At 56.5% G+C, this 12,844-nt stretch carries 17 protein-coding genes; 9 read left to right on the forward strand and 8 right to left on the reverse strand.

Annotation, left to right across the window (positions count from 1 at the left end):
- Window positions 1-6 precede the first annotated feature (6 nt).
- Entirely contained in the window at window positions 7-855 is an 849-nt protein-coding gene (panC, locus tag QO008_RS01910) for a pantoate--beta-alanine ligase (RefSeq protein ID WP_126464762.1), read from the forward strand.
- Window positions 856-911: 56 nt separating this feature from the next.
- Here panC and QO008_RS01915 read toward each other — a convergent pair whose 3' ends face one another.
- Window positions 912-1,067: an LDCC motif putative metal-binding protein gene (locus QO008_RS01915; protein WP_164715144.1), complete on the reverse strand. Its 156-nt coding sequence runs from the start codon at window positions 1,065-1,067 to the stop codon at window positions 912-914.
- Between the two features lie 9 nt (window positions 1,068-1,076).
- On the reverse strand, window positions 1,077-1,940 hold the full coding sequence (locus tag QO008_RS01920) for a polyphosphate kinase 2 family protein (RefSeq protein WP_307383863.1): 864 nt from the start codon (window positions 1,938-1,940) through the stop codon (window positions 1,077-1,079).
- A gap of 78 nt (window positions 1,941-2,018) precedes the next feature.
- Here QO008_RS01920 and QO008_RS01925 point away from each other — a divergent pair, with 78 nt between their 5' ends.
- Window positions 2,019-2,210 (forward strand): PspC domain-containing protein, encoded by a 192-nt coding sequence (locus QO008_RS01925; RefSeq protein WP_126464764.1) that lies wholly within the window; start codon window positions 2,019-2,021, stop codon window positions 2,208-2,210.
- Here the strand turns inward: QO008_RS01925 and QO008_RS01930 are convergent.
- Window positions 2,200-3,429, reverse strand: a complete 1,230-nt coding sequence (locus QO008_RS01930; protein WP_307383865.1) for a tetratricopeptide repeat protein — start codon at window positions 3,427-3,429, stop codon at window positions 2,200-2,202. The genes QO008_RS01925 and QO008_RS01930 overlap by 11 nt on opposite strands.
- Before the next feature lie 76 nt (window positions 3,430-3,505).
- Between QO008_RS01930 and QO008_RS01935 the strand changes: the two genes are divergently transcribed.
- Window positions 3,506-4,288 carry an alpha/beta fold hydrolase gene (locus tag QO008_RS01935; protein ID WP_307383869.1) on the forward strand — a complete coding sequence of 261 codons (783 nt, stop codon included), beginning with the start codon at window positions 3,506-3,508 and terminating at the stop codon, window positions 4,286-4,288.
- An 18-nt stretch (window positions 4,289-4,306) separates the two neighbouring features.
- Here the strand turns inward: QO008_RS01935 and QO008_RS01940 are convergent, their stop codons facing one another.
- Genes QO008_RS01940 through QO008_RS01950 form a run of 3 tightly spaced genes read right to left on the reverse strand, consistent with a single transcriptional unit; the run spans window position 4,307 to window position 6,357 of the window.
- On the reverse strand, window positions 4,307-4,870 hold the full coding sequence (locus QO008_RS01940) for a VanZ family protein (RefSeq protein ID WP_164715173.1): 564 nt from the start codon (window positions 4,868-4,870) through the stop codon (window positions 4,307-4,309).
- The gene (locus QO008_RS01945; protein WP_307383874.1) at window positions 4,867-5,514 is read right to left on the reverse strand and encodes an HAD family hydrolase; all 648 of its coding nucleotides are present in this window, start codon (window positions 5,512-5,514) and stop codon (window positions 4,867-4,869) included. Before QO008_RS01945 ends, QO008_RS01940 begins: the two co-directional genes overlap by 4 nt.
- A gap of 12 nt (window positions 5,515-5,526) precedes the next feature.
- A complete protein-coding gene (locus tag QO008_RS01950) occupies window positions 5,527-6,357 on the reverse strand; it encodes a M55 family metallopeptidase (protein WP_126464769.1) in 831 nt (276 codons plus the stop codon).
- A gap of 56 nt (window positions 6,358-6,413) precedes the next feature.
- On the opposite strand from QO008_RS01950, the gene QO008_RS01955 reads away from it, so the two are divergent.
- Window positions 6,414-6,860, forward strand: a complete 447-nt coding sequence (locus tag QO008_RS01955; RefSeq protein ID WP_197721096.1) for a nucleoside deaminase — start codon at window positions 6,414-6,416, stop codon at window positions 6,858-6,860.
- Here QO008_RS01955 and QO008_RS01960 read toward each other — a convergent pair.
- Window positions 6,857-7,285 (reverse strand): LbetaH domain-containing protein, encoded by a 429-nt coding sequence (locus QO008_RS01960; RefSeq protein ID WP_307383881.1) that lies wholly within the window; start codon window positions 7,283-7,285, stop codon window positions 6,857-6,859. The two genes, QO008_RS01955 and QO008_RS01960, sit on opposite strands and share 4 nt — an antisense overlap.
- 1 nt (window position 7,286) lies before the next feature.
- On the opposite strand from QO008_RS01960, the gene QO008_RS01965 reads away from it, so the two are divergent.
- A complete protein-coding gene (locus QO008_RS01965; protein ID WP_269471180.1) occupies window positions 7,287-7,856 on the forward strand; it encodes an AI-2E family transporter in 570 nt (189 codons plus the stop codon).
- On the opposite strand, the gene QO008_RS01970 is transcribed toward QO008_RS01965, so the two are convergent.
- A complete protein-coding gene (locus QO008_RS01970; RefSeq protein ID WP_126464772.1) occupies window positions 7,850-8,374 on the reverse strand; it encodes a hypothetical protein in 525 nt (174 codons plus the stop codon). The genes QO008_RS01965 and QO008_RS01970 overlap by 7 nt on opposite strands.
- Before the next feature lie 70 nt (window positions 8,375-8,444).
- On the opposite strand from QO008_RS01970, the gene QO008_RS01975 reads away from it, so the two are divergent.
- From QO008_RS01975 to QO008_RS01990, 4 genes are read left to right on the forward strand one after another with little or no spacing between them, the layout of a single operon-like run.
- Window positions 8,445-8,678 carry a DUF896 domain-containing protein gene (locus tag QO008_RS01975; protein ID WP_126464773.1) on the forward strand — a complete coding sequence of 78 codons (234 nt, stop codon included), beginning with the start codon at window positions 8,445-8,447 and terminating at the stop codon, window positions 8,676-8,678.
- On the forward strand, window positions 8,679-10,061 hold the full coding sequence (gene trkA, locus QO008_RS01980; RefSeq protein ID WP_126464774.1) for a Trk system potassium transporter TrkA: 1,383 nt from the start codon (window positions 8,679-8,681) through the stop codon (window positions 10,059-10,061).
- Window positions 10,039-11,493 (forward strand): TrkH family potassium uptake protein, encoded by a 1,455-nt coding sequence (locus QO008_RS01985; protein WP_307383889.1) that lies wholly within the window; start codon window positions 10,039-10,041, stop codon window positions 11,491-11,493. The genes trkA and QO008_RS01985 overlap by 23 nt, the downstream gene beginning before the upstream one ends.
- Window positions 11,494-11,501: 8 nt before the next feature.
- Complete coding sequence (locus QO008_RS01990) at window positions 11,502-12,842, forward strand: TrkA C-terminal domain-containing protein (protein WP_126464776.1); 1,341 nt, start codon at window positions 11,502-11,504, stop codon at window positions 12,840-12,842.
- Window positions 12,843-12,844: the final 2 nt, after the last annotated feature.

Here is a 12,844-nt window from a genome sequence, read left to right on the forward strand (position 1 = left end):
CGGAATATGGAAATTATACGCAGTCTGGAAGAAATGAAACGCATCGCCGCCGGCGTCTCCGCAGACAAGAGCCTGGGCATGGTGCCGACGATGGGTGCGCTGCACGAAGGGCACGGTTCGCTGATCAAAAAATGCCGCGCCGAAAACGATACGGTGGTCGTGTCGGTGTTTGTAAACCCGATCCAGTTCGGACCGGGGGAAGATTACGAGGCCTACCCGCGGGATTTGGAGGCGGACGCCGCCTTTTGCGAATCGCTGGGGGTGGACTATCTCTTTCACCCCGACGAATCGGAGATGTATCCCGCACACTTCGGCTTTCGTGTGGTGCCGTCCGCGTCGATGATCCGCATTCTCTGCGGCATCACCCGGCCCGATCACTTTCAGGGCGTGGCGACGGTGCTCACCAAGTTCTTCTCGCTGATCCGCCCGGACCGCGCGTACTTCGGCCAAAAGGACGTGCAGCAGCTCGCCATCGTAGAGGCGATGGTGTCGGATCTGAATCTGGGCACGACGATCGTGCCCTGTCCCATCATCCGCGAGGCCGACGGGTTGGCGAAGAGCAGCCGCAACAGCTATCTTTCGGCAGAAGAGCGGGACGCCGCAACGGTGCTAAGCCGCTCCATCCGCATGGCGCTCGATGCGAAAAAAGCCGGCGAGCGCAATGTGGAGGCGCTGAAAAAAATTGTGGTGGAGGAGATCGAAAAGGAACCCTTTGCCAAGATCGACTATGTGGAGATCTTGCGTTTTCCGCATTTTGAACGAGACGAGACCGTAGGCGAGGACAGCTTTATCGCCATGGCGGTCTATATCGGCAACACCCGCCTGATCGACAACGCGTTTTTCTCAGAGGCGTAAACGAAATCGACGGACACAGAAAAAGAGGCCCCGAAGGATTTCGGAGCCTCTTTATTTTATTTGGAGGAACCTTTGGGGGAAGGCTGGTTCTTTTGGTTCAGACCGCAGCAGTCCAATTTGCCCTCGCCGAAGTTTTTCTTGTTATCCTGTCCCATTTTTTCCAGTTTCTTGTCGATCTTTTTCTTCATATCGTCGAAAAATTTCAAGATCATCCGACCTTTCTAATTGTCCTGTTCCAAAACCTCTCTCCAGTGGGCGAGGTGGCTCTTTTCTTCCGCCGGCAGTTCCGGATACTTGGGATCCATGTCCTCGAGGACGCGGACGAAGATCTCCGAGACCAAATAGCGGCTAAACCACTTATGATTCGCAGGAATCACATACCACGGGGCGTTTTCCGTAGAGGTATTGCTCAAGAGGTCTTCATACGCTTTTTGGTATTCGCCCCAGTACTCTCTCTCGCTGACGTCGGATTTGGTAAACTTCCAGTTCTTGTCTTCCCGGTCAATTCGCGAAAGCAGGCGTTTTTTCTGCTCGTCTTTCGACATATGCAGGAAGAATTTGACGACGCGAAATCCGTTGTGGTGAAGATACGCTTCGAAGTTGCGGATCTCCTCAAACCGGCGCTCCCAAATGTGGTCGTCGACGAGATTTTGGGGGATCTGCTGTACCGCGAGTAAATTATGCACGCGGGTCACCAGAACGTCTTCATAGTGAGAGCGATTAAAGATGCCGATATTGCCCCGGCGGGGAAGTGCCTGCACCACGCGCCAGAGGTAATCGTGGTCCAATTCCTCTTCGGTGGGTTGTTTAAAGGGGGTCACCTGCGTTCCCTGGGGGTTTAAGGCGGTGAAGACGTGTTTGATCAGGCCGTCTTTGCCTGCGGCGTCCATGGCCTGCAACACGACGACGATGCCCCGGCGGTTTTCCGCATAGAGCGCGCCCTGAAGTTCTGCCATGCGCGCGAGGTTTTTCGGCATCAATTCGTTTTCGACTTCTTCTCTTTTGAGGCCCGCCTTGTCCGAGGGATCGTAGTCCCGCATACGGGCATTGCACTTTCGGTCGATTTTATATTTTTCTATTTTCATCGTAACTCACCGTCCTTTTGGGTATATACGCCAATATGAATCGTTTCAAACAATAACGGAATATAATGGGAGGATACTATGGGAAAGAGATTAACCAGAAGCACGACGGACAGAGTATTTGCAGGGGTTTGCGGCGGCATTGCCGAGTACTTCGGCATCGACTCGAATTTAGTGCGGATTTTGTGGGTGCTGTTCGCCTTAGGCGGCGGCAGCGGGCTATTGGTCTACATTCTCTGCGCGGTGTTGATCCCCGAAGAGCCTAGCTGGTAGGAAACAGGTTGGCGAGCGCTTCGCGGACGTCTCGGTTTTCGGGGTCGTTTGCGAGGAGGGCGCGCAGTTTTTGTTCCGCGGCCACTTCGTCGCCTTGGGCGGCGTCGGTCTCCGCTTCCCGCACGATGCGCCGGGTGATGGTCTGCATCATCGCCTCGGCGTTTAGGTAGTTTTGGTGATCGGCGGGTTCGACCTTCATATAATACGCATACGCGGGAATCCAATCACCGGCTCGACTCAGTTCGAGCCCTTTTTTATAATTCGCCTCGGAGGTCTTGAGGCTCGCCAGCTCCTCGTGTTTGAGCGCCATATCCACATTGTCGACGGTGGGGGGCAGGGTGGCGTAAATGCTCTCCGCCTCCTCGTAGCGCCCCATGGCAATTAAGTCCTGGGCGCGCTTGTAGTTGCGACTGATGTGGATTTTGTGGTAGATGCGGAAGGAAAAAAAGCTGAAAAATACGATGCCCAGAGCGATGGCGAGAAAGACTAAAATCCGCCGTCGCTTGGGAACGGGTTTTTCGTCGGCTAAAAGACCGCGCTCGGTGTCGATTTCTGTCAAAGGGCGTATGGGCATGGTGTGCAGGGTTTCGCTCGCCCGCTGTGCCAGGTCGCGGTCCCGGGAGATATACATTTTATAGAGCTTTTTGTTCACCTGCCGCTCTGTCATGGCGGAGAGGATAAAGTCTCGGGAGCGGTGGCAGAACCGGCAGTTTTCGTCGTCCTCGCCGTTGGTAAAGCCGCAGATACAGCGCCAATAGGGGTTGTAGCGGCCGCCGTAGGTATAGAAGTCGGGGCCGAAGAGATTTTGCAGCTTTTCCATCTTTTCGGTGGGGATAATGGGCACGGTCTGGTAGTGTTCGTCCTTGCCGTCGTAGTATTTTCTCGTGGCGTCGTCGAAGTGGACTTCGGCGATGCGGATGCGCACGCCCCGCGCGGTGTGATGGCGCTCGTCGAGGATCCAGTTGGGCAGATAGGAGAGGGTCTTGGGCGGAATTTTGAGATCCGGGTAGTCGTGGCGGAAGACCGTCTCGTCGAAAATGAGTTTGTCGAAGGCGTTGATAAACATAACTTCGAGCTTGATCGCCTCGATCGTCTTGGACGTATTGTTGATGACGTCGACGACGAGGGCAAATCCCGTGTCCGCCTGGGCGAGATAGGCGTTGGTGACCTGGACTTCGTTGTCGGCGTGCAGGCGCACTTTGGTCGATATGGTTCGCATGCTAACCTCCTTATGGCTATTATAGAAAAGGGCGACGGCGGGCACAAGTCGCCGTAGAAAGGAAGGAACGAGAAATATGTATCAGTATAAAGCCGCCGGCGGGGAGATCTTTGCCTATCGTCGGCGGGGGACGGGAAGGGCGATTCTTCTGCTCCACGGAAACCGCGCCTCGTCGGGTGCCATGGAACCGCTCGCCGCGCCGCTTTCGGCATGTGGGGCGGTCTATGTGCCCGATATGCCTGGCTTCGGCGAAAGTACCTACAATCACCGCCTGCGCCGCGTGGAGGACTACGGGGCGATGATGGCGGAATTTCTCGCGGCAAAAGAACTGGAGGATGTCGTGGTGGTGGGCTGGTCCTTCGGCGGCGCCGTGGCGATGGAACTCGCCAAACAGAGCGAACGCGTAAGCGCTCTGGTGCTCCTTTCCGCCGTCGGCGTGGGCGGGGTGACCTTGCCGGGGCTTCGGGGCGAGGCGAAGAAGTATGCCCATCTGCCGCGGCAAGAGGCGAAGCGGATGCGAATCGAGGAGATGCTCGGCACCTATCTCTTTCACGGCGAGCTCCCCCGGGCGTATCTCCACTTGTTGGAAGAGGCGCTGAAGCAAAAAAATCCGCTGGACATCTACCGGGCGCTTCGGCGCTATCGATGCACGGCGCCGCGGGATCTGCCGGCACTCATCATCCACGGCAAGGGCGATCGGGTGATTCCCGTATCGGACGCCATGGCCACGGCGGCGGCCTATCCCCGCAGCGAGTTGCTCTTGTTGGAAGGGGGGCATTTTCTGCTCTACAACCAGCGCGATGCGGTGCTTTGCGCCATCGTGGATTTTCTCGCCGCGCACCCGAAAAAAGCACCGTAAGCCGAAGTGGTCCCGGTGCTATCGATTGTATATGCGGGGATCGAATCGGCGCTGGGCCTTGGCGATGCCGTAGCCGATCAGAATGCCGCACATATTCAAGATCCAGTCGTCGATGTCGGCGCTTCGGCCCACGAAGTACTGCAGGGTTTCGATCGCCAAAAACGCCGCTCCATAGAGAGAAAGGCAGGATAGGAGGCCGCGGAATCGCCGAAACAGAATGGGCGTGGCAAAGCCCAAGGGGATGGCGATCAGGACATTGCCCCATACATTCAAAAAGAAACCCTGAAAGCTCGCGTAGTCGCGAAAGGAGCGCATGGTGGCAAAGGGCACCAGATTGATGCGCCAATCCTCTGTCGCGGTGTCGATGCCCAAAGTGACGCCGCCGTTTTCGAGATTGGTATTGGCGATCAAGAGAAAAAACAGAATCCATAGGCAATAGGTGGAAAAGGCCAAGAGCAATCGCTCCCGCTTGCGATTGCTCTTTTTTTTGTATTTGCCGAAACACTGGGCGCGTAGAAAGGAAAAGGACAAGAAGGATACGAGCACAATGATCGGCGTCATTTTACAGATGTATCGGATCAAACAAACCGCCCCGGATCCAAATTTTCGAGGTCTTTGACGGTCTCGTCGGAATGGGCCAAGACATCGTCCCAATGGGGTTGGTTGTGTTCGTCCCATACGCCTACGGTATAAAAGCCCGCCTCTTTCGCCGAACGCAGCGCATAGGGGGCGTCGTCGAAAAAGACAATGTCCTCGGGCGCGACCTCGAGCCGTTCGGCCAAGGTGTCGAAATAGCGGCGGTCGCTTTTTTGGAGCCCCACGGAATCGCAGGTCTGAATAAAGGCGAAGTACTTTTTCAAATCGAAGCGGGTGAGCGCCGGGGCGAGAAGCGCTTCGTTGGTCGCCGTGGCGAGAACGGTGGGAACGAGGCGCGCCGACTTTTCGACCAGCGCCGCCGCACCGGGCTTTAAGAGCAGCGTCTCGCTATAGCCCAAGTAGAGGATGGAACTCATCTCTTCGTAGATGGCGGGCACGGCGTCTTCGAACTGGAAGTATTCCTTAAAGAACTTCGACGATTGCGATAGGCTCATGGTCGAGATGGTCTGATCGATCTCGTCGGTATAGGTAAGCCCCCGGGATTCGATGAAGTTGCGGCCCAAGTGGCGCCACAGACCCATGGAATCGATCAGGGTGCCGTCGAAATCGAAAGCGAGGGCTTTTTTCATAGCGGACTCCTTCTAACTGCGGCAGATGGCTTCGAGCGCCATCAGCATATTCAACAGATCCCGGGCGGTGTCGAGGCTGGCGTTGATCCGATAGCCGTCTAAGCGTATGATGCCGGGGATCATCTCCGCCTTGTCGGCGTGGAGGGTGGAATTCATTTCGATGGTGAGATTGTAGGGCGGCGGCAAATCGCCCCGGGGCATTTCGGCGAAGTCCTTGGCGAGGACTTCGCGCACTTTGCTCCGGATCTCAGTCTCGACCACCTGAAAATTGCGGTGCAGTACCGCGTCGTGGGCGAGGCTTTCTTTGGTGATGACGTATTCGACATAGGGCATATAGCCTTCGAGAATCAGTTGATTATACAGTCCCTTGTCGCCGATCACCAGTCCCACGGGGATGTCTTTTTCCCTGGCGTAAAAAGTGTTGATCATCGCCTCGGAGCACTTGATGCCGTTGATGGTGACGCGGTGAAAATCGGTGGAGTAGCTGTGGTCCATATTGGCCATATGCTGGCCGCCACCGGCGTGGTAGCCCAAAAAGATCACCAGGTCGTGGTCGGAAAGCCCCGTCATCATATATTCCCGTCGGGGGTAGCCGCTGATCAGTTCGATGCGGGGATCCAAGGCGCTTAAGGCGAGATAGTCGAGGTTTTTGCCTTCCCCGTGGCTGTCGGCGACGGTGATGGCGGTGATCGCATCGTTTTGGGGGCTTTCCTGAATGCCTTTTATCAGCGCCTGAAAGTGGGCGTCGATGGCGGCGAGGTAGCGGGTGCGCTGTTTGAACTCGTCGGAGAACTTGTCGACGCCGGCGATGCCCTCCATATCAAAGGAGATGTATATTTTCATAGCCGTTCCTTTCCGTGTTACTATAAGAGAAAAGACGATCGAAAAGAGGTGTTTGCATGAACGAACAATGGATGCGCGAAGCCTTAAAAGAAGCGCGGCGTGCCTACGAAAAGAACGAAGTGCCCATTGGCTGTGTGGTGGTCTCGGATGGCGAGATCGCAGGCCGGGGGCACAATCTTTCACAAGGGCGCAAAAATCCCCTTTTGCACGCAGAAATAATCGCCCTCGATGCCGCCGCAAAAAGCGGAAAACTGCGCCGCGGCGAGGCGGATTTGTATGTCACAGTGGAGCCTTGCCCCATGTGTATGGGGGCGATCTTAAACGCCCGCATTCGCCGCTTGTATATCGGCGCGGACAATCCTCGCTTCGGCGCCGCGGGTTCGGTGGTGGATCTGTCGGCATATCGCGCCTTTAATCACAGCGTGATCGTAGAGCGGGGGCTTTTGAAAGCGGAATGCGGCGCATTGATGCGCGATTTTTTTGAAACGCTCCGAGCGGACTAGCAGCGCCTTCCGTCGGCCTCGTCGAGCTCTTCTTGGGTAAGGCCACGCACGATCGAAAACGGGCTTCCCGATGCCACCGCGCGGGAGGGAACTTTGGCGGTGTCGTTTAAGACGGTCTTCGCCTCGACGATGGAATAATCGCCCACATAGACCTCATGTCCCGTCATGACCTCGTCTTTTACGGTGGCATAGGCGCCGATTTGGCTGCCGCGAATGCGCGCGTGTTCGCCGATATGGGCGTAGGCGCCGATTTTTGTGGTGGCGCTCGCAGCGCCCAGAATCTCTGTGCCCTTTTCGATATGCGCGCCGCCTTCGATGACGACCGCGCCTTCGGTGGCGTCGATGGTGACGTGTTCGTCGAGGACGGCGCTCTCGTCGATCTTTGCATCGCCTTTAATGGTTATGGATTCGCTGTACTGTTTCATAATGTACCTCGTTTCGGGTATATTTCTTCCGGGAGGAAGATATATGGATATTCGAACGGTATTGTACGCAATCAGACACCGGGCGGCGGGCTATCTGCGGGGCATGGCCCTCGGGGCGCTCGCCACCTGGGTCGTTCTTATGATCGGTCTGTATTTGCTGCGCGTGCCCTACTGGGGACTCATCGCCTTCGGGATCACGCTGGTGGATTTGGTGCCGGTGATCGGCGCGGGGATCGTCCTCGTGCCCTGGGGATTTATCGCCCTTTTGTCGGGAGAGGCTAGACTCGCCTTGGGTTTGGGGATCCTCTTCGGCCTCTGCTTTTTAATTCAAGAGGTGCTGGTTCCCCTTTGGATCGGAAAGAGCGTGTCGCTCCATCCGCTCGCGAGCCTCGGGATTCTCGTCGCCGCGACCGTGCTTTTCGGGCCCTGGGGCGCGCTGATCGGCCCGGTGGCGACGGTGATCCTTTCCGCCTACCGAGATATGCGCGCCGAGCGGGTTGCGGGTAAAAAAATACCTCGTGAGGAAGAAGAGGATTCTGTGCGCTCGCAAGGTGAAGGGAAAGATCAATAATTGTGAAAATAGATGTCGAGTATCAACGCCGCGGCGAAATACGCCTCCAACGGAAGCGCATCGCTCAGGATGTGGATGTAGTATTCCTTGCCGCCGATCACGGGTCTGCCGGTGATGGTGGCGAGTTTTTGTTCGTCGTACTCGATAAAAAATTCCCGCGCGCGGACAAAGCCCACCAGATCGAACTTCTTTCGGTTATACCAAAAGCTGATGTCGGGCATACTGAAGCGCTCTTTATCCTCTTCGAATACGATGCGTCCCTTTCCGTACACCATCGTAAAACCGCGGCTTCCGAACGGGGCGGCGGTTTTTTTGTGGAGGGAAAAGAGTTCGTTTCCTTCGGCATCGATTAGTGATAAAGTATAGGGTATAATAGGGACTTCACGGAGCAGGACGTCGAAATTGTCCTTGGCTTCTTCCGTGGCGTTGGTGAGTATCGGCAGTCCTTCTTCGTCGAAGAAGGTGTACTGCATCGATACGGGCGGGGCCGTGGTGGCCCGTAACGTGCATCGAATCATAGCGTCACATCCTTATCATTTATTGTACTATAAACGGACGAGAAAACAAGAATTGAAGTAGGGAGGAATCATGGAGAAAATCCTCGAAAGAATCAACGAATTGGCGAGAGAGGCAAAAGATCGCCCGCTCACCGAAGAAGAACTCGCGGAACGGGATGCGCTCCGCAAGGAATACTTGAAAATCTTTCGGTCGGGCTTTCGCCAAACCCTGTTAAATACAAAGGTCGTAGACGACGAGGGCAGAGACGTCACGCCGCAAAAACTCAAGGACGCGCAGGTAGAGGAGAGAAAAGAGGAGAAATAGATGCGGGCACTGATCGCGGGCGCCGGCAAACTGGGCATGCGCCTGGCGCGGGCACTGGCGGAAGAAGATGTGGAGATCACGGTACTGGACAGCGATTCCCGGGTGATCCGAAAGGTGAACAACGAACTCGACGTGCTCACGATTACGGGAAATGCGCTGGATTTTAATATCTTGCGCGAGTTGAATATTGAGGACTACGACCTGATTATCGGCACCGTCACCAGCGACGAGTCCAATGTGCTGATCACCAGCATCGCCAAAAAACTCGGCTGCAAGCGGGCCGTGGCGCGCATCCGCAACCCCGAGTACCACTCCCAAATTCGCCTCATTAAGGAAGAACTCGATATCGACCACGTCATCAATCCCGAGCGGGCGGCGGCCGCCGCCATCGAGAAGTATCTGCTAAAGAAGTATTCGCTGATGAGTGACGAATTCGCCGGCGGGCAGGTAAAGCTCGTGGAATTTAATATCGGCACCGAATCGGAATTTGTGCATCGCCGCCTGATGGACCTCGACTATTTCGGGGATCTGTTGATCGCGGCGGTCTCTCGGCGGGGCTATACCTTTATCCCCGACGGAGGCACGCGCCTCGAGAGAAACGACGTGATTCTCGTGATCGGCGCCCGAAAGGACATCGACGAATTCGACCGCAAGTATTCCAAGGTGCAGGCGGTAAAACCCACCCGTAGCGTGATGATACTGGGCGGCGGAAAAATCGGCGATTATTTGACGAGCCTATTGCTCAAGGACCATATCGACGTATTGGTGATCGAGCGAGATTTCGAACGGGCATCGGCGCTGAAGGAGCGTCATCCCGAGGCGGTGGTGATCCACGGCGACGGCACGGACTTTAATCTGCTGGAAGAGGAACTGATCCGTTCCTACGACGCCTTTGTCGGCGCCACGGGCATCGACGAAACCAATATCTTAATGGCGCTCTCTATGAAAGAAGAGGGAATGGCGAAATCGGTGGCGAAAATTTCCCGCGTCAACTTTATGAATGTGTTGGACAAGCTGAATTTAGACGCCACCTTTAATCCCAGCTTTATCACCGCCGCGTTGATCCTCAAGTTGATCCGCGGAAAAGACGCCGTGGCGGTCCATTTGATGTACGACGGCGACGCCGAGATCGCAGAGATTCAGCTCGCTGACGACCTCGATATTTTCGACATTCCCCTGGCGGAACTCGAACTGCCCAAGGGCGTTTTGATCGCCGCCGTGGTGCGAGACCGAAAAGTGATGATTCCCCGGGGGCAGACGGCGCTTCGGCGCGGAGACCGCATTATCGTCTTTTGTATGCACGAGAACGTCTCTGCCATGAAAGAAATGTTTTATAAGACGAAGAAGGGAGGATGGCTGCATGAACTACGCCGCCGCATTTAATGTAATTGGCACCCTCCTCTTGATCGAAAGCGGATTTATGTTGCCTCCCCTGATCTATGCGCGCGTCCATGGAGAGGGGAGTTTTTTCGGCTTTCTGATGACGGCGGCGCTTCTCGCCGTACTGGGGTTGCTCCTGCGCGCCATCCCGAAGCGCAGGGAAAGGATCCGCGGAAAAGACGGGCTCTTTATCGTGGTATGCGGCTGGGTATTGGCCTCGATCTTCGGGGCGATCCCCTTGGTACTGGGCGGGGCGACGCCGAACTATATAGACGCCTTGTTCGAGACGGTGTCGGGCTTTACCACCACCGGCGCATCGGTGATTGCGGACATCGAATCGGTGGATAAGAGCCTCGTCCTCTGGCGCAGTATGACCCACTGGATCGGCGGCATGGGGATTTTGGTCTTTACCCTGGCGCTTTTGCCCCGGGCGGGCAACAACGGCTTTCGCATCTTTAAGGCGGAGACGCCGGGGCCCGTGGCGGGGAAGGTAGAACCCAGAATGCGCGATACGGCACTCGCCCTGTATAAGATTTATATCTCGATCACCTTGCTGCTCTTTGTGCTCTTATGGGCGCTGGGGATGAACGCCTTTGACGCCGTGATCCACACCCTGGGGGTGGTGGGCACGGGCGGGTTTTCCTCCCATGCCAATTCGATTGGCAATTACGACCTCAATTCGCCCATTATCTTCGTCATGGGGATTTTTATGCTCGTATGCGGCACGAACTTCAGCCTCTATTCCCGGGCGATGCACGGCAAGGTGCGTGATATTTTTCGCGACGAAGAGTACCGCTTTTACTTAAAGATCGTCGCCATCGCCGTGGTCTGTATTACCGCAAATTTGGTGATAGACCGGGGCATGCTCCCGTTTTACGGCTTTCGCGACGCGTTTTTTCAGGTGAGCAGCATTATTTCCACCTCGGGATTCGCATCGGTGGACTTCGACCTGTGGCCGGGGTTTTCCAAGAGTATACTGCTTACGCTGTTTTTCTTCGGCTCTTGCGCGGGTTCCACCGCCGGGGGTATAAAGATGATCCGGATTCTCGTGCTGTGGAAGATTATGAAGCGCGAAATCTTTAAGAGCGTACACCCCGAGGCGGTGATGCCGATCCGGATCAACGGCAAGGTGCTGGAAGATCGGATCGTAACGGGGATCGTCGCCTTTGTCTGTGTCTACTTCGTGCTCTTGGTGGCGGGTACCGCCCTGGTAAGCCTTTCGGGCGTCGATTACGAGACGGCGCTTTCGGGGACGCTCACCTGTCTTTCGAATGTAGGGCCGGGCTTTCGGCTGTTGGGGCCGAGCAATACCTTTGTCGCCTTCGGACCGCAATATAAGTTGTTGTTTGCCTGCCTGATGCTCTTGGGCAGATTGGAATTTTTCACCGTACTCGCCCTGATCGCACCGGATCGGGGCCGGCATTTCAGAGAGTAGGAGGAGCCATGGACATTGTCGTTATCGGAAGCGGCGCCGGCGCATCTTTGCTCGTTCGGGGTTTGCGAAGAGAAGCGCACAAAGCCCAGTGGATTTTGCGCGAAGGCGGAGACAAACGCCTCGCGTGGGAACTGGGCGCCGTGCGCTATACAGAAGACGAGGCGTTTTTTGACGAGGGTATCCTCGGCGTGGACGCGGTTGTTGTGGCGGACACATCGCCTTCTGCCGCGGTGCTCGCCGCCGCCATGGCAAAAAAAGGCGCGGCCGTGTATTTTGTAAGCTACGACGATCGCTTGAGTCGGCTGTTGGCGGCCGAGCCGGTTCAATTCGGCATACGCCGCATCTTCGATTACGGGGAGATCCTCGGCAAGCGCCTTTTTCGCTTTTACTATGAAGAAGAGGGCATGCAGACCGAAGTGTTCGACCAATTCGGCTCCGCGCTGATCAAGGTGCGCGTGGAAAAAGGCGATGTGTTTTGCGGCCGCCGGGTGCGCAATATCGGCGCGCTGGAAGATTTGGTACTGGTGACGGTCAACCGCGGCGGGCGGGTTTTGATGGCGAAGGGCGACACCGCGCTCGAAGAGGGCGATCTGGTACGCATCATCGGAAAAGTCGAAGCCGTAGACCGCTTTCGGCGCCGATACGGCGTCGCGGTACCGAGGCCGGAACGCGACGGCGACCGCCGATTTATCGTCTTCGGAGAAGGTGCCAAGGCGAGGGCGGCACAACGGGCGCTCGTGCGTGCCGGTGCCGACGTGGTTACCTGGGGCGGGGCGCAGACGAGCGGGGCGGGCCGTCCGTTTCTTCGGGATCTTTCGGTCACCGACGCCATGGAAGATATGGAGGTCGAACGCGCCGACGGCTTTGTCGCCGCCTCGGAGGACGACGGCATGAACTTTCTCACCGTTGCCGCCGCCCGAGACCGCGGCCAGCGGCACTGCGCCATGTGTATGTGCGATACGCGCCTGATGAAGGTCGCCGATCGCACGCAAGCCGAGGGCATTTTTTCGGCGGATCTGCTCCTCGCCCGGGAGATCAAAAAGGCGCTCTTGGGACCGGGGGACCTTTCGCTCCACCTCTTTCCCGGCAATCTCGAAATCTATGAGATCGTCCTTAAGGAAGGGGCGCAGGCGGCGGGAAAGCGGATCGACGAACTCTCGCTGTCGCGGGGCTTTTTGATCGGCGGGCTGATGCGAAAGGGCGAGAGCGTGACGCCCAAGGGGTATACGGCTCTCGAAGCGGGCGACCGCTTGTTGATCTTTCTCTTGCCCGAGAGCGACTGGGATCTCAGAAAATTTATTCCACAGAGGAGTGTCGGCAGCATGATTACGGAACTGTTTTCTTTATAGGA

The organism is Aedoeadaptatus ivorii (assembly GCF_030815095.1).
Classification (GTDB): Bacteria; Bacillota; Clostridia; order Tissierellales; family Peptoniphilaceae; genus Aedoeadaptatus; species Aedoeadaptatus ivorii.